The sequence below is a fragment of the Dyadobacter sp. CY351 genome (assembly GCF_021502625.1).
GTDB lineage: Bacteria > Bacteroidota > Bacteroidia > Cytophagales > Spirosomataceae > Dyadobacter > Dyadobacter chenhuakuii.
The window spans coordinates 119,784-139,735 of sequence record NZ_JAKFFU010000012.1 but is presented as its reverse complement, the minus strand read 5'-3'; the positions used below and the strand labels follow the sequence as shown (position 1 = coordinate 139,735).

General features: G+C 44.7%; 20 protein-coding genes. 7 read left to right on the top strand and 13 right to left on the bottom strand.

What is annotated here, in order from left to right; all coding sequences use genetic code 11:
* Positions 1-17: 17 nt before the first annotated feature.
* The 3 genes from L0660_RS21210 to ruvX form a co-directional block, all read right to left on the bottom strand.
* Positions 18-815 carry an amidohydrolase gene (locus tag L0660_RS21210; RefSeq protein WP_235161229.1) on the bottom strand — a complete coding sequence of 266 codons (798 nt, stop codon included), beginning with the start codon at positions 813-815 and terminating at the stop codon, positions 18-20.
* Positions 816-939: 124 nt separating this feature from the next.
* Positions 940-1,524: a peptide deformylase gene (gene def / locus L0660_RS21205; protein WP_233794829.1), complete on the bottom strand. Its 585-nt coding sequence runs from the start codon at positions 1,522-1,524 to the stop codon at positions 940-942.
* A 50-nt stretch (positions 1,525-1,574) separates the two neighbouring features.
* Positions 1,575-1,988, bottom strand: coding sequence for a Holliday junction resolvase RuvX (gene ruvX, locus L0660_RS21200; RefSeq protein WP_235161228.1), 414 nt, complete (start codon positions 1,986-1,988; stop codon positions 1,575-1,577).
* Positions 1,989-2,107: 119 nt separating this feature from the next.
* On the opposite strand from ruvX, the gene recJ reads away from it, so the two are divergent.
* Both recJ and lptB read left to right on the top strand, forming a co-directional pair.
* Positions 2,108-3,820 (top strand): single-stranded-DNA-specific exonuclease RecJ, encoded by a 1,713-nt coding sequence (gene recJ, locus L0660_RS21195; RefSeq protein WP_235161227.1) that lies wholly within the window; start codon positions 2,108-2,110, stop codon positions 3,818-3,820.
* 42 nt (positions 3,821-3,862) lie between these two features.
* Positions 3,863-4,594, top strand: a complete 732-nt coding sequence (lptB, locus tag L0660_RS21190) for an LPS export ABC transporter ATP-binding protein (protein WP_233794826.1) — start codon at positions 3,863-3,865, stop codon at positions 4,592-4,594.
* A gap of 357 nt (positions 4,595-4,951) precedes the next feature.
* Here the strand turns inward: lptB and L0660_RS21185 are convergent, their stop codons facing one another.
* Both L0660_RS21185 and recO read right to left on the bottom strand, forming a co-directional pair.
* The gene (locus tag L0660_RS21185; RefSeq protein WP_235161226.1) at positions 4,952-5,668 is read right to left on the bottom strand and encodes a hypothetical protein; all 717 of its coding nucleotides are present in this window, start codon (positions 5,666-5,668) and stop codon (positions 4,952-4,954) included.
* A gap of 68 nt (positions 5,669-5,736) precedes the next feature.
* A complete protein-coding gene (gene recO, locus L0660_RS21180; RefSeq protein WP_235161225.1) occupies positions 5,737-6,432 on the bottom strand; it encodes a DNA repair protein RecO in 696 nt (231 codons plus the stop codon).
* A gap of 227 nt (positions 6,433-6,659) precedes the next feature.
* Here recO and L0660_RS21175 point away from each other — a divergent pair, with 227 nt between their 5' ends.
* The gene (locus tag L0660_RS21175) at positions 6,660-8,552 is read left to right on the top strand and encodes an amidophosphoribosyltransferase (protein ID WP_233794823.1); all 1,893 of its coding nucleotides are present in this window, start codon (positions 6,660-6,662) and stop codon (positions 8,550-8,552) included.
* 131 nt (positions 8,553-8,683) lie between these two features.
* Positions 8,684-9,199, top strand: coding sequence for a DUF6265 family protein (locus tag L0660_RS21170; RefSeq protein ID WP_235161224.1), 516 nt, complete (start codon positions 8,684-8,686; stop codon positions 9,197-9,199).
* A 50-nt stretch (positions 9,200-9,249) separates the two neighbouring features.
* Here the strand turns inward: L0660_RS21170 and L0660_RS21165 are convergent, their stop codons facing one another.
* The 8 genes from L0660_RS21165 to L0660_RS21130 form a co-directional block, all read right to left on the bottom strand.
* Complete coding sequence (locus L0660_RS21165; RefSeq protein ID WP_233794821.1) at positions 9,250-9,696, bottom strand: DMT family transporter; 447 nt, start codon at positions 9,694-9,696, stop codon at positions 9,250-9,252.
* A gap of 23 nt (positions 9,697-9,719) precedes the next feature.
* A complete protein-coding gene (nuoK, locus tag L0660_RS21160; protein WP_255711310.1) occupies positions 9,720-10,031 on the bottom strand; it encodes an NADH-quinone oxidoreductase subunit NuoK in 312 nt (103 codons plus the stop codon).
* A complete protein-coding gene (locus tag L0660_RS21155) occupies positions 10,028-10,546 on the bottom strand; it encodes an NADH-quinone oxidoreductase subunit J (RefSeq protein ID WP_235161223.1) in 519 nt (172 codons plus the stop codon). Before L0660_RS21155 ends, nuoK begins: the two co-directional genes overlap by 4 nt.
* Positions 10,547-10,557: 11 nt before the next feature.
* The gene (locus tag L0660_RS21150) at positions 10,558-11,628 is read right to left on the bottom strand and encodes a 4Fe-4S dicluster domain-containing protein (protein ID WP_235161222.1); all 1,071 of its coding nucleotides are present in this window, start codon (positions 11,626-11,628) and stop codon (positions 10,558-10,560) included.
* Between the two features lie 62 nt (positions 11,629-11,690).
* Entirely contained in the window at positions 11,691-12,317 is a 627-nt protein-coding gene (locus L0660_RS21145) for a thioredoxin family protein (RefSeq protein WP_235161221.1), read from the bottom strand.
* A 46-nt stretch (positions 12,318-12,363) separates the two neighbouring features.
* Positions 12,364-13,629, bottom strand: a complete 1,266-nt coding sequence (locus L0660_RS21140) for a glycosyltransferase family 4 protein (protein ID WP_235161220.1) — start codon at positions 13,627-13,629, stop codon at positions 12,364-12,366.
* On the bottom strand, positions 13,586-15,430 hold the full coding sequence (locus L0660_RS21135; RefSeq protein WP_235161219.1) for an alginate lyase family protein: 1,845 nt from the start codon (positions 15,428-15,430) through the stop codon (positions 13,586-13,588). The genes L0660_RS21140 and L0660_RS21135 overlap by 44 nt, the downstream gene beginning before the upstream one ends.
* Positions 15,427-17,538, bottom strand: coding sequence for a bi-domain-containing oxidoreductase (locus L0660_RS21130; protein WP_235161218.1), 2,112 nt, complete (start codon positions 17,536-17,538; stop codon positions 15,427-15,429). Before L0660_RS21130 ends, L0660_RS21135 begins: the two co-directional genes overlap by 4 nt.
* A 116-nt stretch (positions 17,539-17,654) precedes the next feature.
* Between L0660_RS21130 and L0660_RS21125 the strand changes: the two genes are divergently transcribed.
* The 3 genes from L0660_RS21125 to L0660_RS21115 all read left to right on the top strand — a co-directional run bounded on the left by L0660_RS21125 (position 17,655) and on the right by L0660_RS21115 (position 19,943).
* Entirely contained in the window at positions 17,655-18,812 is a 1,158-nt protein-coding gene (locus L0660_RS21125; protein ID WP_235161217.1) for a Gfo/Idh/MocA family protein, read from the top strand.
* A 249-nt stretch (positions 18,813-19,061) separates the two neighbouring features.
* Positions 19,062-19,496, top strand: coding sequence for a hypothetical protein (locus tag L0660_RS21120; protein ID WP_235161216.1), 435 nt, complete (start codon positions 19,062-19,064; stop codon positions 19,494-19,496).
* Between the two features lie 6 nt (positions 19,497-19,502).
* The gene (locus L0660_RS21115) at positions 19,503-19,943 is read left to right on the top strand and encodes a carboxypeptidase-like regulatory domain-containing protein (protein ID WP_235161215.1); all 441 of its coding nucleotides are present in this window, start codon (positions 19,503-19,505) and stop codon (positions 19,941-19,943) included.
* Positions 19,944-19,952: the final 9 nt, after the last annotated feature.

Below are 19,952 nucleotides of genomic sequence, written 5' to 3'. Positions count from 1 at the left end.
ACACTTTGTCCGTGTGCTCACCAATTTATCTGAAAATCGTCGGCATCATTCAATGCTGGGAAAGCGACCCGGTACGCATCAAGATCACCTTTATGGAAAGTGACGATCTTTTCCGTTTCTGCATTGGCCAGCATACTCAGCGGCTCCCCAAGATAATCGAGCGCAACAGAATCTCCCTGGTAAGTTAGCCCATTCGCATCCGAGCCAACGCGGTTAACGCCTACCACATAGCTTTGGTTTTCAATAGCGCGAGCTTTTAACAAAGTATTCCAGGCATGCGCACGCCTGGCCGGCCAATTCGCTACATATATAAGGATGTCATAAGGATCGGAAGCACTGTTACGGCTCCAAACGGGAAACCGGAGATCGTAGCAAACCAATGGGCAAACCTTCCAGCCCTTGTAATTAATGATCAGCCTGGATTTCCCGGGTGTATAGGTAAGGTGCTCATTTCCAAAACTGAAAAGATGCTTCTTATCATTAAATACATAGGAACCATCGGGAGCAACGCACATTAACCGATTGTAGAACCTCCCTTCTTCCTTTACAGCAAAGCTCCCGATGACCAGCGCGTTCGCTTGTGCAGCCATTTGCTTCATCCAGCGCGTGGTGGTGAAATTCATGGGTTCGGCAGCTGCGGTGTTCATCGTGAAACCCGAGTTGAACATTTCCGGAAGCACAATAATATCCACCGGACCCGACAGCGTCGCTATTTTTTCTTCAAGCGTTGCCAGGTTAGCAGTCGTGTTTTCCCAAAACAGGTCGGTTTGAATTAAAGCGACCGACAATGTTTCCGTAGACTGTTCTGCTATCATGGTGGATGCTTCAATGAGTGAATGAGTGAATGAGTGAATGAGTAAGTGAGTGGCAATGACTTCATTGCTATTGTTTTATTCAGTCATCGCCCGGCGACCCGGTCACTCATTCACTCATTAAAAATTATCTCCTTCCCGGAAACCGCATGCGGTAATCTGAGTCTACATTTCCTTTTGTAATGTCGGCGAGTTTCCTTTTGATCAATTGCTTTTTTAATGTTGGCAGGTAATCGACGAAAAGTTTACCTAACAAATGGTCATATTCGTGCTGAATGATCCTGGCGGCCATTCCGGTATATTCTTCGGTATACTCATTCCAATCCGTATCGCGGTAACGGATTTTCACGCGCTCGGGGCGGTATACATCGCCCCGGATGCCCGGAATGCTCAGACAGCCTTCTTCAAATGCCCATTCTTTACCATCTTCTTCCAGGATTTCGGGGTTGATGAATGTTTTTTTGAAATCAGCCAATGAAAGATCCGGTTCATCGTCGTCGTCATCGTCCTTTTCACTGAACGGCGTTGCGTCCACCACAAAAACGCGGATATTCATGCCGATCTGCGGCGCTGCCAGCCCTACCCCATTTGCACCATGCATGGTCTCAAACATATCTTCTGAAAGCTTTTTCAGATCAAGCTGGTCTTTTTCAATGAATTGGGTTGGTTTTCTCAGGATCGGATCTCCGTATGCTACGATGGGATAAATCATTGTAATGCGACTTTATTCGTTGTAATATAATGTAACCTGTAAATGCCCGCTCACCTTTTACTTTCCATATAAGACTGGAGAATGATCGTGGCGCTTATTTTATCAATGTTGCCCTTTTCCCGTCGGTCGCTCTTTTTCGAGCCCGACGCGATCATGGATTGCAGGGCCATCGACGACGTGAACCTTTCGTCGTGTGTGTGTACAGCAATGTCCGGAAACGTTTTTTTCAGGATCTTGATAAATGCGTTTACTCTTGCCGCATTCTCACTTTCCGTATTATCAAGCCTTTTCGGCATTCCTACTATAAATGCTTCGATTGGCTCACTGGCTGCGTATTTCTTTAAAAACTCCGTTAAGTCATGCGTCCTGACCGTATCAAGGGCAGTGGCAATGATCTGCAAAGGATCTGTAACAGCAATACCGGTGCGTTTGGCACCATAATCAATCGCCAGAAGACGCGGCATTTATCTTAAAGAATGTTAATTGCTTGCAAAGATAAGACCTTTCAATTAGCTTTTCCTGATAGTGCGGGCTCAATATAGATTTTGATACACGCATCACAGAATCCGATTATCTTTGTTTCATGATTGAAAAGCGCTGGATACACAACCCTGAATTTACTTCTGAACAAACACACATTGTCCTGGAACTGGCCGAATCGTTAAAAGTAAGCCCGTCGCTGGCTACTCTTTTGGTACAACGCGGCATCCTTGATTTTGAGCAATCCCGAAACTTTTTCCGCCCCGACCTTGCGCATTTGCATGATCCGTTTTTAATGCAGGACATGTACGCGGCCGTCAGCAGACTGAATGATGCGATCAGAAATGGGGAAAAAATATTGGTTTACGGAGATTATGATGTCGACGGCACCACTTCCGTCGCATTGTTCTACGGTTTTTTAAAGAAAATTTACCCAAATCTCGACTATTACATTCCCGACCGTTACGAAGAAGGCTACGGCGTTTCCTGGCAAAGCATTGACTGGGCGCACGAAAACGGCTTTTCACTCATTGTAACACTGGATTGCGGTGTAAAATCGGTTGATAAAGTTACTGCTGCCAAAGAAAGAGGGATCGACTTCATTATATGTGATCACCACCGGCCCGGTTCTGAGCTGCCGCCGGCAGTTGCTGTCCTCGACCCAAAAAGAGATGATTGCGCATATCCTTATAAAGAACTCACAGGCTGCGGCGTTGGATTTAAACTGCTGCAAGCCTTTTGTGTAGACAATGAAATAGACCCGGCTGGCTTGTTCGATCATCTGGACCTGCTGGTGATCAGCATTGCTTCGGACATTGTGCCTATTACGGGTGAAAACCGGATTTTGGCATATTATGGTTTGCAAAGATTAAATGCTGCACCAAGATGTGGCGTGAAAGCATTGATCCAGATCGCCGGATTGAATGGTGTGCTGGACATTACCAATGTGGTTTTTGGTCTCGGGCCCAGAATTAATGCGGCTGGACGGATCAAGCATGCGAAAGAGGCAGTAAGACTTTTACTATGCGAAGAACACGAAGAAGCCGCTGATTTTGCACACGAGATTAACAAGCACAACAGCGAGCGACGAACCTTTGACACCAGCATCACGGAACAGGCGCTTTTCATGATTGAAAACGACGACTGGTTTACGACTGCAAAAAGTACCGTATTATATAAGGAAGACTGGCACAAAGGCGTGATCGGAATTGTGGCGAGCCGGTGCATTGAAAAATACCATCGTCCGACCATTATATTAACGCAATCACATGGAAAAGCCGCAGGTTCCGCACGGTCGGTTCCGGGATTTGATGTGTATGAAGCCATTGAGGAATGTGCGGACCTTTTGGAACAATATGGCGGGCATACTTTCGCAGCCGGGCTTACATTGCCTTTACAAAATGTGGAAGCATTCAAAACGCGGTTTAATGACATTGTAAGCAGCCGTATCTTACCAGATCAGCTCATCCCAATGATCAATATCGATATGTTGCTCGAACTGGATGTGATCACGCCGAAATTTTATAACATTCTCCGTCAAATGGGCCCCTTTGGTCCCGGAAACATGACGCCGATCTTTGAATCCCGCAATGTTTCACTGGCGGGAAGGCCAACGATCATGAAGGAAAAGCATCTTAAATTCGATGTAAAGCAGAATGATTCAGGAATATTCACGGCGATCGGCTTCGGCATGGCGCACTTTTATCCGGATTTAATTAACGGAAGGCCGTTTTCGATCGCCTATTGCCTGGAAGAGAATAACTTTCGGGACAAAAAAACGTTACAACTGTCTTTAAAAGACATCAAGTTTCTTTAAGCCCTCAGCATGCGCTTTGGGCCAGCAAACAGATAAAAAACAATGATATTAAGAACCGAAAACCTTGTAAAAAAATACGGGGTTCGTCTTGTCAACAATAATGTAAGCTATCAGGTTGAACAGGGCGAAATTGTAGGTTTGCTTGGGCCGAATGGTGCTGGTAAAACAACCTCTTTTTACATGGCCGTAGGATTGGTTAAACCCAACAGCGGAAAAGTTTACCTGGACGATAAGGACATTACGAGCCTTCCTATGTACAAGCGTGCGCGCCTCGGCCTGGGCTATCTGGCGCAGGAAGCGTCTGTTTTCAGGTCATTAACGGTTGAGGAAAACATTCGTGCTGTGCTGGAAATGACAGATCTCTCCCGCGCTGATCAAAGACAGAAAGTGGAAGAACTGCTGGAAGAGTTTCACCTGACGCACGTGCGGAAAAGTAAGGGAATGGTGCTTTCGGGAGGAGAACGCCGCCGGACCGAAATCGCCCGCGCGCTGGCAGTAGACCCTAAATTTATCCTGCTCGACGAACCGTTCGCAGGCGTTGACCCCATTGCGGTGGAGGATATCCAAAGCATTGTGGCCAAACTGAAACACAAAAACATCGGCATCCTTATCACCGATCACAATGTAAATGAGACGCTGTCGATCACGGACCGGGCTTATTTATTATTTGAGGGAAAAATATTGAAGCAAGGAAGTGCCGAGGAACTGGCAGAGGACGAAGTGGTAAGACGCGTTTACCTGGGACAGAACTTCGAGTTGAAGCGCAAAATTTAGCAAGCATTACACATAGAAAAGGGAACGCTTCGCGGCATTCCCTCTCTTATAATTATTCACCATGAACTGTTTGGGCTCTTTTCAGATCCCGCAGTTATTATTTTTTAGGACACTTTTTACAGTGCTTCCCTTTCTTTTTATATTTCTCGCAGCACTTCTTAAATACACATTCCGTATTCTCGCCGAATGATTTCATCCAGGTCACCTCTCCAACTGCACATTCCGCAGGATCATTCAATGTAAAAGCGCTCATCGTTTGCTATTAATGTGTAGCAAATGTAGTCGCTATTTAGAATCATTCAAACAAAAGCCGAAAATTATTTTGAACAGATCTAAATTATAGCTTTTTGGAGTGGCTTACTGGATCTTTTCCCAAATCTCATGAATAGGCTTCCCTTCGCTGCTTTTGCCGCTATGATCCCAGCGGCCGTTTTCAAGTTTGTGATCAAATGTCAGAGAAGAGCCGACCCGATTGTTGTCTTTGGAGAAAAACTGGATTTTTTCAGTGTATTTACCATTCTTAACCGTATAAGTGCCTCCGCCTGTTGCGTAAAAGCCTTTCACACCCGGATCAATGGCGAACCATTGAAAACGGGTTGCCGACAATAATTTCAATGTTTTTCGTGTGCCTTCCTGATGAATTTTCACCAATGCACCCTGATCGCCTGCCTTCTCTGTAATGTGCCATGCGCCAGCCATCGGTGCAGATGTTGCATCATCCACGCGCATCCAAACCATGGCCTCTTCATATTTCAAAGTGAGGATATCGTCTTTTACAGTCACCGTAAAAACAATAGGAATGCCAATTTTCAGGGAATCCGCAGAATTGAACTCAGGTGTATAAGTCATCTGGTCGCCACTCATTGTGAACGGGCCGCCTTCTGTTCTTTCAAAGTATTTATTACCAATACTATAGGAAGCAATCGCGAGGTAATTATCAGCGACAATGAGCGTAGATGCGCTCCCGGTCGGTTCCTGGGACTTCCATGCGCCTTTCGGAATTTGTGGCAGGCGCTCCTGGGCAAATCCGATGAGGGAAGCTAGAACAAATGTGGCTGTCAGTAAATGTTTCATGGGTTGTTTAGATTTTTGATATGCAATATACGTTATCAAAATTATGCCACCCGGCCCGGCGCCCTGCCCTACTTCAAAACCTCCCGCAAAACTTCCAGCGATTTGATTTCCCCCAATGCTTCCATATGTATTTTGAAGAAAAAGATAAGCTTTTCCAATATCATGATCCGCCGCTTCCGGTCTAATGGGACATTTGCGCCGTACGCACCGCTTACTAAACGCAATGTTGCATCTCGCTCGACGGCGTCGGGCATGTGTGGGAAATGGTTGTTTTTCAACTCACTTTCGAGATCTTCCACGGTTTCTATCCCAAATCCCAGAAATGAAGCAAACTGGATCAAAAACTGTATGTGGAAATTTTCAAATGTATTTTCGGCTTCGTCCAGAAACAGGACAGATTCCTCAATAAAGTGAAAAAGCATGGGGTTGCTTTCCTCCTCTTTCAATGTTTTGCCCAACATTTCCGTGACAAAAAGCGCAAGGCTTGACTTCACAACATCATAAGGCAGCGTCTGAAACGGCATGTAACATTTCATCTCCGAAATGCGATGCATGGTATCCTCCTTATTCTTATGATAAACCACCATATCCAGCAATGTCAGCGGCTGAAACAGGGCAATACGGTTGTTACGCGATTTACTGCTTCTGACCCCGTTCACTATATATGTCTGAATGCCAAAGCCTTCCGTATAAATCTTCGCAATGATAGAAGATTCGCGGTAACGGATATAACTCAGGGCGACACCTCGCGTTTTATGTAACATATAAATTAGCTGGCCTTTTGGTCAAAAATAGTTATCTTTCCATTAAAGAATTGCACACAAAAACCGGCTTGTAAAATTCGGAGAAATTTGAAGTTTTTTAAGCCAAAGGATTTGTACCTTTGCGACGCATAACGAACTATTTTAGATTATTAATTCGTTAAGTTATTATTCAGGGAATACAATTTGCATACAGCAAATAATAATATTTCTAACGCATAACTCTTCATATGAGCGACGCCATTAAGCATGAGTGCGGCATAGCACTTATCCGTCTTAGAAAGCCTTATCAATACTACATCGACAAGTACGAGACACCGCTATACGCAGTCCACAAGCTTTCGGTAATGATGGAAAAACAGGTAAACCGGGGACAGGATGGAGCCGGAGTAGCCAATATCAAGATAGATGTCCCGCCAGGGAAACGATACATCAGCAGATACAGATCCGTAGAGCCTCAACCACTTACGGATATTTTTTCCAAAATCCACAAGAAATTCCGCAAGGGTTTAAAGAACCATAGAGACCGCGCCAATGATGGCAAATGGTTGCAGGAAAACCTGGCTTTTACAGGCGAGGTTTGGCTGGGTCATTTGCGTTACGGAACGCACGGGTCCAATGAAGTTGAGAACTGCCACCCTATGCTGCGCCAGAGCAACTGGAGAAGCCGCAACCTGGTCATGGCGGGGAATTTCAACATGACTAATGTGGACGAGCTCTTTGGAAAACTTGTCTCACTCGGCCAGCACCCAAAAGAAAAAGTGGATACTGTGACGGTGATGGAGAAAATAGGACATTTCCTGGATGAAGAGAATCAAAGAGTGTTCGAACGCTTCAAAGGAATTTACGAAAATCCGACACTTTCCGACGTTATAGAAGAGAATATCGACTTGCCGCGTCTGCTTTACAGATCGTGCAGGGACTTTGACGGAGGTTATGCCATGTGCGGATTAACTGGTTACGGTGCTTCATTTGTGATCCGTGATCCAGCCGGAATTCGTCCTGCATTCTACTATGCCGATGATGAAGTAGTTGTCGTTGCCTCTGAAAAACAAGCAATTAAGGCTGCTTTCAATGTTGATTATAATCAGATTCAGGAAATTACACCGGGCTCAGCTTTAATCGTTGACAAAAACGGTGAATACAATGAATTCCCAATCTTGCCACAGCTTGAAAAACGGTCTTGCAGCTTTGAAAGGATTTATTTCTCACGCGGAACTGACCCGGATATTTACAACGAGCGCAAGCAATTGGGCAAGCTTTTAATCCCGCAAATACTGAAAGAGGTCAATTACGACCTTGAAAATACAATCTTCTCTTACATCCCGAACACGGCTGAAACGGCGTTTTTGGGAATGATAGAAGGTTTGGAAGAATATCTTTCCAAAAAGCGTAAGCAAGCCATTATGGAAGGCATTCTTTTCGAAGCCGACCTTGAAAAACTGCTTTCTTTCAGACCGAGAATTGAGAAGCTGGTAACCAAAGATGTAAAGTCGCGGACGTTTATTACAGCCGACGCTTTGCGTGACGATATGGTTTCCAGCGTTTACGACACCACATTTGAAGTGGTTCGTAAGAATGTGGATACGGTTGTGATTATCGACGACTCCATTGTTCGCGGAACAACGCTTGAAAAGAGCATTCTGACAATGCTGGACCGGTTAAGTCCTAAGAAAATTGTTGTGGCATCATCCGCTCCGCAAATCCGTTTCCCGGATTGCTACGGAATAGATATGTCGAAAATGAAGGATTTCGTTGCTTTCAGGGCGGTGCTCAAATTGCTCGAAGAACGTGATCTGGAATATTTGCTGGAAGATACTTATATGCACAGTGTAACTTCTATCGCAACCAAAAATCCATATCATACCAATTTTGTAAAGGCACTTTACGAGCCTTTTACAGATCAGGAGATTTCAAACAAAATTGCTGAGATCATTCGTCCGAAAGATCTGAATGCTGAGCTTTCCGTTGTTTTCCAGACTGTTGAGAATTTACATAAGGCTTGTCCGCAACATTTGGGAGACTGGTATTTTACCGGAAATTATCCAACATTAGGCGGTAACAAAGTGGTTAACAAAGCATTTGCCAATTCACATGAAGGAAAATTGGAAAGAGCTTATTAAGTATAAAATATAGAAGTAGGAAGAGCAGCTGCACATTTGCAACGGCTCTTTTTTTGTATTTCAGCTATTTTTATAGAAATTGGAACCTCCGGAGAATGTCTGATCCGAAATTTATTTAAACCTAAATCCTAATGATGCAATCTACTAAAATGACATTGCTGAAAGCGTGTTCCCTACTTTTTGCCCTTTGCGTGCTTACAAATTTTGCAAACGCACAAACCACCACCGGCAGCCTTAATGACCTCAGTTTTCTGGAAGGACATTGGAAAGGCACTTACAACGGCGGCCCTATTGAAGCTGGCTGGACAGCGCCCGAGGGAAACAACATTATGGGTTACATTCGCATGATCAAGGATGATAAACCTGCTCTGTATGAAGTATTTGCATTCGAACCAGGCGAGAAAGGCCCGATCGCACGCGTGAAACATTTCAAGCCAGGGCTCATTGCATTGGAAGAAAAAAACGTTTCGGACACTTACAATTTCATCGAAGCCAAGAAGAATCAGGCATTATTTGAGAAAGATGACGTTTCTGTGCGGATTATTTACGAAAGACGCTCGCAGAACCAGCTGGTTATTCAGCGCGGGAAAATGGAGGATAACAAATGGGTTTTTATGGATCTTTTCGTGTTTACAAGGGTTCCTTAACTAGCTGATTTACAACATTTCTCAAAGCGATTCGGAAACGGATCGCTTTTTTAGTTTTTCAGAATCAGGTAAACGCCAGCAACTAACAAAATAGCCCCGGCAATGCGCGGTAATGTGATCGGATGCACGGCAAATCCTTGCAAACCGTAATGATCAATAGCAATGGCGGCGATCATCTGGCCGGCCACAACCAGGCAGATCATATTAGCGGGACCAATATTTCTCACTATAAAAATCACAGTAAGCACATAAAAAGCGCCCAAAACGCCTCCCATAAACCTTGTCCAGGAAACCTGCTTAATATCTGAAATGCTGGGAATGGGGTTTTGATTAAAACAGGCGAATGCAATCAACAGCACTACGAAACCCACGAAAAAGGATGTCAATGCCGCTAAAATCGGATTGTTGAATGACTCACGCAATTGCACATTCACGCCGGACTGAACCGCGTTGCTGATGCCAATCAAGAAAGCTAAAAAGAGGAAAATCCAGTGCATGCAACAAATGTTTCAATACAAATTTACTTCTTCAGTTCATCCACTTCGTCCGGGTCAACCGTTTGATAATGACCATAAACGCGTAAGATTATCGCCAGCGCAATAGCCACTTCGGCCGCAGCCACCACAATGACAAAAAGCGAAAAAAGCTGCCCGCTCAACCGTTCCGGATCATACTGACTGAATGCTACCAGATTGATATTCACTGCATTCAGCATTAATTCGATCCCCAGCAATATGCCGATAAAATGTCGTTTTGTGACAGCAATGGCAAGACCAATGCAAAAAAGTGCAGCAGCAACGATAAGAAAATGATGTAACGGAATGGAGGTCATGGCGCAGGATTACGGTTCATAGCGAGATAGGCAGCGCCAACCAAGGCAACCAGTAATAAAATAGCAGCGATTTCGAACGGGAGCAGATGGCTGGTCATGAGTTCCACGCCAATCGTCTTAATGGTGGACCGGCTGCTGATCAGATCGCCAGTCATCTTGAAATTTGCGGACGAAATGATTTTCACGAGCATCACGAAAACGCCTGCACCGAGCAAAAACCCCCAAACTTCACGACTGAGCAGGATTTCAACACGATTATGATGCTGCGAATCGTCGCTTTTCTTTTTCTGCGTAAGCATGATCCCGAAGATCAATAAAACCAGGATCCCGCCAACGTAAATCATGATCTGCGTTACGCCAAGAAAGTCCGCGCCGGCCAGAATGTATAATGCTGCAACGCCTAAAAAAGCCAGGAACAGTGCAAATGCACCATAAATGAGGCTTTTGGAAAATAATATGAAAAGCGCAGCAATGATTGCGAGAAGTGAAAACCCATAAAATGCTGCAATTTCCATGTAGATCAATGCTATTCTTTAGACTTCGGTTTCATCGTTGGCTTGAAAACTGGCCGTGCTGCTGGTTTGGGAGCTTCCGCTGGGCTAACTTCCTCACTAGGAACAACATCCGCAGGAACTACATCGGCCTTTTCTTGTGAGGCAACCTTCGGTTTCATGGATGGCCTGAAAGGCAGTTTCGGTGCCGGCTTTGGCGCCTCCTCAACTTTCGCTTCGAACGTTTCTTCCTTAATTACCGGATCGGCATTAATTACCAGATCGGCATTAACCGGATTAACATTAACCGGCTCTGCATTGACCGGCTCTGCATTAACCGGATCAACATTAACAGGCTCCGTCTTTTCCGCAGCAGGCGCTGGTTTCTTTGGTAAGAAAGCCGGGCGTGGTGGTTTTGCAACCGGCGCTTCCTCTTTTGCCTCGGGTTCAGTATCCTGCACTTTCGGCTTAATACCCGGCTTAAACACAGGCCTTGCCGGACTTGCCGCTGGTTTTTCAGCCGTCACAGCCGGTTTCGGAGCTGCTTTTAATGCTTCTTTTTCTTTCTGGAATTGTTCAAGCAGGCGGCGTTTCTCATCTGCTTCTTCGGGCGTCAGATTGGTATAATTGTAAACCATATCCCGAACGTCCAACTCACTGTAATCGAACGTTTTGGTCATGGTAAGACATTCCGTCGGGCAAACTGTCGTGCAGAGTCCGCAGTAACAGCATTTCGCCATATCAATGTCGAACTTCGCGGCATACAATCGGATCGACGATCCATCAGATGCTTTTCCAATTTCCTCTATTGCCTTAATCGGCTCAATGTCAATACAATCGACCGGGCAAACTTTCACACATTTATCGCAGACAATGCAATCGTCGATTTCATTGTGCAAACGATAGCGGCCATTGTCGGGGATCGGAATGGTTTCCTGCGGATACTGGATCGTAACCATCCCCTCCTGCCCTCCAAAAAAATCGTCTGAACGGATATCCACCATTTTACGGCGCTTCCGTGCATTCCACAAATGCCTCAGCGTCAGCCGCATTCCGGTCACTGTGGTGCTGATTCCTTCCGATATGTTTTTAAAATACGTCGACAAACCCCTTTGTATAATTTTACTAAGCTTATTCTGCCTATCGCAAATATAGACTAAACTGATTTTTAAAACTCATTTTTCAACCAAACACCTTCCAATAGCACCCGTAATTCCCGCTGCAAGCTCAGCGACTTGTCTGCGATATACCAGCGCTGCATTTCTTCCGAAAATTCCTGATAACTTTTTACCGGATTGGCCTTATAAGCCCTCATCATTTCCTGTCCTTCTTCCGGCCGCGGTCCCCATGTGAAAAGCTCATTAAAATCCTCGTCTACAGCAATCAATTTAGGAATCGATTTTCCGCCGTTGGTCAGATAAGCGTCCATGATCGTCGGATTTTCATCACGCAATAAAATTTTGACTGTGATCAGCGGATTAGTTAATGTCGCCGCAACAATGGGCGGGATATTTTGTGAAGCATCACCACACCACGCTTCCGTCAGAATATACCAGGTCTGCGGGATCGTAACGTTGTTAATGGTTTCTTTCAACTCTTCCGTCACCACCACTGTCTTGTTCAGGCGCTGCATCCGGGCCAGGTTCAGCCTGGTATAATGGTTAAGATCTTCGGATTGTTTTTCGCCGGTTGTCCTTTTTTCCAAGACAACTTTTTCCATTAAGCGCATATAATCTGCGTAGGAATATGCATTTTCAGTGACGGCCAATGGAAAGAGATCTGCTACGTTTTTCATTTGATTTCTTTATTAAAAAACCCTTTGAAAGCGCTTTCGGTTCCTGTTATGGCGCGGTTTGAGACTGCGTTCCCTGCATATTTTCAATGTATTGCAAGTATTTCTGAGCCAAATGCGCACGGTCAAAAAATTGGCGTGCATACACATAGCCATTGCGACCGTGAAGCTCCGCGAGAGCGGGATCTTCGAGATATAGTAAAACCTTTTTTGCAAAATCACCCGGATTCTCGGGTTCAATGTAAAGTCCCGCTTGCGCATCCTCAATCAGCTGTCTCGATATCCCATCGATAGCAAGCAAAACGGGTTTTTGGCAGGCGAAATAATCGAAAGTCTTGTTGCTGTAAATGGTTTTAAAAATTTCGGTTCGTTTCAAAACAGAAGTGCCTGCGTCGGCCGCGAGGATGTATTTGAAAATGTCCGACTTTGAAACTGTATTGATAAATGTAACATTGCCCAGTTTTTTGTGCCTTGCCTGGGCCACCAGCTTCTTTTTATCCGGACCGTCGCCAATGAGCAGAAAATGCGTGGCAGTCTCCTTCAAAATTTCAGCCGCGTCGATGAGTTGCATCAAATGATTGGCTATGCCGTGCGCACCAACGTAAATAATGATGAAACAATGGTCCAACCCAAGCGACTTTCGGAATGCAACCCTGTCAAAATCTGTATCCAGATTATCTGAAAAGGTAAAATCAGCCGCATTGGGAATGAGCCAGATTTTTTCGGGCTGAACATTCTTTTGATGTATCAGAATGGTTTTGAATGCCGGCGTCACCCCAGTAACGGCTTCTGCATGGTGATACAGAAACTTTTCAAGCCTAAATGCTGCCTTTATCAATGGCTTACTTTGCAAAACACCCGTCTCCACGGCTGACTCTGGCCATAAGTCCCTGATTTCCAAAATGAACTTAGCTTTTTTAATCCAGGAAATCACCAAACCAGCAATGCCCACAAACAAAGGCGGCGACGTAGAAAGCACCACATCATATTCTCCCTTTAAATAAAAAGCTCCACCCCAAATTGCCGAAAAAACAAACGAAAACTGCGCCAAAAGCCTTGCTATGAAGCCATTACCAGTAGACGTAGGAACATAACAGCGAACAACTTTCACTCCATTTCGATTTGTCTGCATTACAAAACTTTTCTGACCCGGAGAGGACAAATTGCCTTTCATATAATGCGTTGTTCCAGCCAGAACTGTCACCCTATGTCCCGCTTCGACCCAAATCCGGCTCATCTCGTTCCACCGCGACCCGCCGCCATCATTGTCTTCAAGAAAATATTGGTGGATCAAAAGAATGTGCATTTGTCTCATAAAGTCCTTTTTCTGAAATCACCGTCCTGATGAATCCGCTAAACGTCGAAAACACCAATCTTCGACAAAACTCCTTACTTCCGTAAGTGCCGGAATACCAGCCTTCTGTTTCCTCAAATTCAATGATAGATCCCTCTTTATCAGAGGAAATCATATCATAATGTTCAAAGAAATCCGGGCAAGGATGCCAGATTTGATGCATAGGAAGGTGTCTTGGAGCATTTTCCATCCGGTCTTCAATGATCCATTGATGCCATTTTTTTGACTTTGTAACGCGGCGGTGATGTTTGATGCCTTTGCCCAAATGATAAAAGCCCTCAAATTCCGCCTCAATTTCGAATGCATTAACCCGTTCAGTTACAAACCCTGACGTTTTCTTGATCCAGCCAAACCAAATAAAACGCGGGCCTTTTTTCATCTGATCAAAATCTCCCAGCATGACCGTATTGTGCGAGGCGCTCCCATTGAAATATTTTGTCCATTTACCTTCTGTGTTGTAAGAAAATGAACCGGCGTCGCGCATGATGTTTTTACCATTTGCCCAAAGGTCCAAATGCAGGTGATCGGCCTGAAAAGGCCGGTTTGTGTACGTGCCGCAGCGTAGGAAGGTCAATGCGTTTTGATCGCGGACTATATAATATCCGCCGTTTTCAAAAGCTGTTATGGACGTAGGTTTGAAATCAGGATCATCTCCTATAACCTTGCTAAGCGCAGTTAATTGCGGGCGAAAATCCCGAAAATGGGTGTCTGCGAGCGGGAAAAACAATGCGCCATCGTTATTGCCATAATTAGGAAGCCATCCGCTCACATCATCCTGACAGGTCTGCAAAAACCGAAGCGATTTTCGCGCACGATCGTAAATCACATCATCGAATTTTTCCCCGTCCGACTCAGCCACTTGTATGGCCAAAGTCAGCAATTGCACGGCCACGCGGTGGTAGTTCATTGAGAATTGGAGAAATGTCCCGTCCGGGTAAATCTGGTAAGCGATTTCTTTTTCAAACCATTTTTTACCGTTGATTTTCCATTTCAAGCTTTCCGGAAACTGCGGAAAAGCGTATCCTATCACATACAAGGCCAACGTCTCGGTCAATGCGTGATTATTTCTGACCACATTCCTTGAAAAATGAATGTGGTCTGCCACATGCCTCATCTGGTCGTAAATGCTTTGCGTAATCTTTTTGAAAATCTCGGCCGAAAGTGTTTCTGAATTTTTATAATAATGTAAAGCAGCAGTCCAGTTGAAAACGCGTAATGAAATTTCCTGGCTGCAAATCCAGTTCGGGCCACGGTTGACAGGATTTTGATCGATCCAGTCTAAAATCAATGCAAAGACGAGTTCAGATTGATCTTTTTGAAAATGATAATCATAGCGCAAAAGATCAAAAAGGAAGCAGAAACGCGATTTTTCCCAGACATATTTAATGTCTCCTGCCTCTTTTGGAAGCGTTGGAATTGCGCTCCAATGGGTATTTTTATTGTATTTAAATCCATTTTCAGGATTTGTATGCCAATCGGGAACTGTGTACCACCGGTTGTGGAAAAAAAGAAAGCGGTTTCGCCGGATGTGCTCAACCCTTTCCTGCAAGCTGGACGACGCTGTGTTTTGTATTAAATCTGTTCTGGCGGGATCAAGTGGAAAGTGAATGTTTTGATCGAGCCAATCTTCCTTTGAAAAATGCGGCAAAGGCCTTCTGTGAACCGGAAAGCGAAGCATTAGCAATCCTGTGCCGCGCTGGAATTCGTGCCAAATGCGGCAAAGAACATATCGAAAGCCCATATTTTTGAAAATCTGGATCATATGTTAATCCAGGTTTTCAGTTTCAGACTTTCCAATGCTGCTAATGTGGCTTCCGTTGTATTTATGATATCTTCAAACGGAATCGGTGCGTTTCCTCCATTTCTGATAAAGTCCAGCAGCGTTTTGAATGCCTCCCTATGCCCCTTGTTCTGGCTGGTTTTCAACCTGGAAAAGTGCTTGAAACCGTAACCATGCAAGGTTTTGAAATTATCCAGGATCAAGGTGCGTCCGGATGCATGGACCTCAATGCGTTCTTTGGGATAATGGGAATGCCCGTTTGAAAAATAATTGACGACCCCTGTTGAGCCATTTTCGCATTTGAGCAAAATCGAAGCATTATCAGTCGTTGCAGCCGGGTTTGGCATCATCGCATTCGTGCAAACCGACTCAATTCTGCTTCCCGCCAGAAATGCAATCAAATCAATAAAATGGCAAGCTTCTCCCAGGATCCGGCCACCCCCGGTTTGTCGATCATGTATCCATGCATTTTGCGGGACAAAACCCGCATTAACATTGATAACAATATTCATCACAGCATCTCCCAGCAAGCTTTTCATCTGCTGTACATGTGGTGAGAAGCGTCGGTTAAACCCGACTGTAACCGATACATTCGCTGGGTTTTCGTGTTGAAAAACGTTGGTAAACGCACTTAGTTCGTCTTGGCAAATAGCCAGAGGCTTTTCGACAAAAACATGCTTTCCGGCCTTTACAGCATCACAAGCCATTTGCGCATGCAGGTTATGCCGCGTTGTAATCATCACCAGATCAACTTCCGGATCACCGAGCACATCCTGATAATCCGTTCCGCAAAATGCAATGTTGTATTTACGGGCCAGATTGGCCGCCGATAATCCGTTTGCGCTGACAATGTGCTTGATCGACGCATTTTTCAATAGCGGAAGCAACGTTGCCGAGGTGTAATGCCCGGCCCCTATGATGCCGATTACCCCATCATTTCCCGAAAAACTTTGCCTGAATAACTGAATTGATCTTTTTGACGAGCATGTTTCAGGATAATCCAGGATCACCGCGATGCTTTTTTGAGCATCTAGATTTGCATAGGCAGCCTTAAAATTGTTTAGCGGGAAATTTCCACCAATCAAATAGGAAGGATTGAACGAGCCGTTCGACATCAAATGAAGCACTGCCTGAAAGTTGCGGTTCTCTGTCCAACGGACATAACCGTGCGGATATTCATTACCATTTTGCTCATACTCCGCATCATAGCGACCCGGCCCGTAGGAGCAAGAAACCTGGAATGTCAATTCTTTTTCATAAAAATCCGAGCGGTTGATCCGAAGATCAGCCGTTCCGATCAATACAATTTTACCTCGTTTTCGCGTAAGCCGTGCTGCTTGCGATAAAATATGATCAGATTGAGAAGCAGTGGCAATGATGACGGCGTCGGCACCAAAGCCGTTTGTGAGGCTTTTGATGCAATGTTCAGGGCTTAGTGAATTTGGGTTAATAGCTGCAAAACCTCTCGAAACGGACACTTTGAGCCTTTCCTCGTTCGTCTCAATGCCAATTACATTACATCCGCTGATTTTCAGCATTTCGGCAGTCAGCAAGCCAATAAGTCCCATCCCGATCACAACAACAGTCTCTCCCAGGGAAGGAGACACGAGCCGGACCGCATTCAGTCCAATGGACGTCATTACAGTAAAAACTGCCTGATCATCAGCAACATTCGCAGGAATTTTTGCCAGTAGATTTCTTGGAATGCAAACCATTTCTGCATGCGGCCCGTTGCTCACAATCCGGTCTCCGACTTGAATGTCCTGCACGCCTTCGCCTATTTCTAAAACGTGTCCCACATTGCAGTAACCTAATGGAATGGGCTGAGCGAGCCTGTTAGATATGCTTTTGATTGCAGAGATCAAGCCATCGGATCTTATTTTCTGGATGGCAAGCAGGAATTTGTCAGGCTGTAATTTTGCCTTTTGAAATGGATTTGCTTTTGAGAAACGGATCAATGCGCGCTCGGTTCCTGCTGAGATCAGGCTTTTGTGCGTCTGGATCAGCACATAACCCGGCTGGACAATCGGAGGTGGGACTTCCTGCAACGAAGTTTCCCCCGTTCGCAGGTTTTGCGTAAGCTGCTTCATGAAATATAGTGTGTTATTGAGTGCCGGAAATTACAATGTTAAATGCAATAACAAAATTTTAATATTTTTGATAATTACAATTCAAGTAAAAAAAGCAAATCCAGCTTAATTAAAGCATGAAAAAACTGAATATTGGAATCGTAGGTTATAAGTTTATGGGCCGCGCGCACAGCAACGCCTGGAAGAAAGCACCGCAATTTTTTGACATGCCCGCAACGCCCGTGTTGAAAGCAGCATGTGGCAGACATGAAGGTTCACTGAAAGAATTTGCCGAAAAATGGGGCTGGGAAGAAACAGAAACCGACTGGAAAAAGCTCGTTTCCAGACCAGATATTGACATTATCGACGTTGCACTGCCTCAGCAACTGCATTACGAGGTCGCTCTCGCTGCTGCTAAGGAAGGCAAGCATATATTTTGTGAAAAACCGCTTTCCATGAACAGCAAGCAAGCAGAGGAAATGCTGAAAGCCTGTGAGGATAACAATGTCAGGCATTATCTCAACCATAATTACAGAAGAACACCGGCGGTTTCTTTTGCCAAAAAGATGATTGAAGATGGCAAAATCGGCCGCATTTTCCATTGGCGCTGTGCCTATCAGCAAGACTGGATCATCGACCCCAACTTCCCATTAACCTGGCAGTTACAAAAAGAATATGCACAGGCCGGCCCACAATGGGACTTGAATTCACATGCTGTTGACCTCGCACATTATCTTGTGGGCGACATTGCAAGCGTTTCCTCATTAACCACGAATTTCATTAAAAGTCGCCCGATTGTGGAAGGTGGCGGAACAACCGGAAACTTAACGGCAGGCGAAGTCGGCACCGAAATGGGTGAAGTAACCGTGGAAGACGCTGCATTGATGATGGTGATGTTTAAAAACGGTGCAATAGGCTCATTTGAAGCCACGCGTTTTGCCGCAGGCCGGAAAAACAGGCTGACTTTCGAGATCTACGGAAGCAAGGGCAGTCTCTGTTTCGATCTGGAAAGGATGAACGAGCTGCAATATTTTTCGCGGGAAGATGAAAGCGGGCAGCAAGGTTTCCGGACCATTCTGGCAACCGAGGCAGCGCATCCTTATGCCGGAAACTGGTGGCCAGCCGGGCACATTATAGGATATGAACATTCATTTGTGCACGCTGTCGTGGATTTTGTAGCAGCCATTGAAAACGATACGGCGATCAAGCCTGATTTTTCAGACGGCTTAAAGATCATCCAGGTTCTGGAAGCTGGCCTAGAATCCGCGGCATCCAAGCGCCAGGTTGATCTGTAAAATCCAGGAGCCACCTTTAACAAAATTAACAATAAAAGATTGCGATCACGTATATGTATATTCGTTTGTTAAAGGTGGCTTTGAAATGCTTACCTCAACACATTTGAGTTAACAACGGTTACAACTAGTTACCGTTAATTTACTGATCCTAACCGGAGAATCATCGCTTATTCCAAGCGATGCAATTATTTCTACCTTCCGTTCTATTAAATGCTAAATGATGGCATTCACCATGAAACGGAATTGCGTATGAAACAACACTACTTTTTATCTCATTTCAAATCTTCTCTTATACCAGTCTTGCTGCTGCTAGTAACATGCTCATTAAGCAGCTGCTTCCTCAAACAAGACCGCACAACCACGGTTTACGGGACGATTACGGATCAGAATGGGAAGCCGGTTGATAGTATTATGGTGATTGCGCAAGGCACACGTTACCTTACTTTTGAAACATTAAATCATACATATTCCGACCGGAATGGCTATTTCGAAATGGTTATGGATGTACCCAAGAAATTTGGCACTCTTGCTCTGGTCATACCGTTTTACCCAACTAAAAATCCCAAGTATCAGAATAATTATAAGGGAAAACACACTACAAAGAATGATGTTAGAACAAATAACTGCTGCACAGCATCAATAGGCGAAAAAACTAAATACGATTTTCAATTAATTCCTAAATAACACGCTATGAAACACATACAGCGAGATTTATCAATCTTATCTAAACGCGTACTATACATTTTCATGCATTTGATAGCCATTACTCACCTCCAAAGCTGCTTTCTCAAACAAGACCGCACGACGACGGTTTATGGGACGATTACGGATCAGAATGGAGAGCCGGTGGATAGTATTTTGGTGACTGCCCAAGGGTCTAAACATGTGAAGTACGAGATTTTTGATGAAGCTTTTACAGATGAGACCGGGCATTACGAATTAGTCGCTGACGTGCCCCGACAAGCTCATTCGGTAAATGTGGTAATCCCATTTTCACTGAATAAAAATCCAAAATTTGGAAAACACTTTAAAGACTACTTGGTCTTTAAAAATGAGATAAGAACACTGAACTGCTGCAACCTTGATATTGGCGGGAAAACAAGGTATGACTTTCAGTTAATCGCTAAATAACCAAATCAC

Excerpts from the sequence above, each read along its gene's own strand:
- recO (WP_235161225.1), bottom strand. The coding sequence starts at position 6,432 with ATGTTACATAAAACGCGAGGTGTCGCCCTGAGTTATATCCGTTACCGC.
- L0660_RS21170 (WP_235161224.1), top strand. The coding sequence starts at position 8,684 with ATGATGCAATCTACTAAAATGACATTGCTGAAAGCGTGTTCCCTACTT.
- L0660_RS21175 (WP_233794823.1), top strand. The coding sequence starts at position 6,660 with ATGAGCGACGCCATTAAGCATGAGTGCGGCATAGCACTTATCCGTCTT.
- L0660_RS21155 (WP_235161223.1), bottom strand. The coding sequence starts at position 10,546 with ATGGAAATTGCAGCATTTTATGGGTTTTCACTTCTCGCAATCATTGCT.
- nuoK (WP_255711310.1), bottom strand. The coding sequence starts at position 10,031 with ATGACCTCCATTCCGTTACATCATTTTCTTATCGTTGCTGCTGCACTT.
- L0660_RS21165 (WP_233794821.1), bottom strand. The coding sequence starts at position 9,696 with ATGCACTGGATTTTCCTCTTTTTAGCTTTCTTGATTGGCATCAGCAAC.
- def (WP_233794829.1), bottom strand. The coding sequence starts at position 1,524 with ATGATTTATCCCATCGTAGCATACGGAGATCCGATCCTGAGAAAACCA.
- L0660_RS21140 (WP_235161220.1), bottom strand. The coding sequence starts at position 13,629 with ATGAGACAAATGCACATTCTTTTGATCCACCAATATTTTCTTGAAGAC.
- ruvX (WP_235161228.1), bottom strand. The coding sequence starts at position 1,988 with ATGCCGCGTCTTCTGGCGATTGATTATGGTGCCAAACGCACCGGTATT.
- recJ (WP_235161227.1), top strand. The coding sequence starts at position 2,108 with ATGATTGAAAAGCGCTGGATACACAACCCTGAATTTACTTCTGAACAA.
- L0660_RS21145 (WP_235161221.1), bottom strand. The coding sequence starts at position 12,317 with ATGAAAAACGTAGCAGATCTCTTTCCATTGGCCGTCACTGAAAATGCA.
- L0660_RS21125 (WP_235161217.1), top strand. The coding sequence starts at position 17,655 with ATGAAAAAACTGAATATTGGAATCGTAGGTTATAAGTTTATGGGCCGC.
- L0660_RS21135 (WP_235161219.1), bottom strand. The coding sequence starts at position 15,430 with ATGATCCAGATTTTCAAAAATATGGGCTTTCGATATGTTCTTTGCCGC.
- L0660_RS21130 (WP_235161218.1), bottom strand. The coding sequence starts at position 17,538 with ATGAAGCAGCTTACGCAAAACCTGCGAACGGGGGAAACTTCGTTGCAG.
- L0660_RS21120 (WP_235161216.1), top strand. The coding sequence starts at position 19,062 with ATGAAACAACACTACTTTTTATCTCATTTCAAATCTTCTCTTATACCA.
- L0660_RS21210 (WP_235161229.1), bottom strand. The coding sequence starts at position 815 with ATGATAGCAGAACAGTCTACGGAAACATTGTCGGTCGCTTTAATTCAA.
- L0660_RS21185 (WP_235161226.1), bottom strand. The coding sequence starts at position 5,668 with ATGAAACATTTACTGACAGCCACATTTGTTCTAGCTTCCCTCATCGGA.
- L0660_RS21115 (WP_235161215.1), top strand. The coding sequence starts at position 19,503 with ATGAAACACATACAGCGAGATTTATCAATCTTATCTAAACGCGTACTA.
- lptB (WP_233794826.1), top strand. The coding sequence starts at position 3,863 with ATGATATTAAGAACCGAAAACCTTGTAAAAAAATACGGGGTTCGTCTT.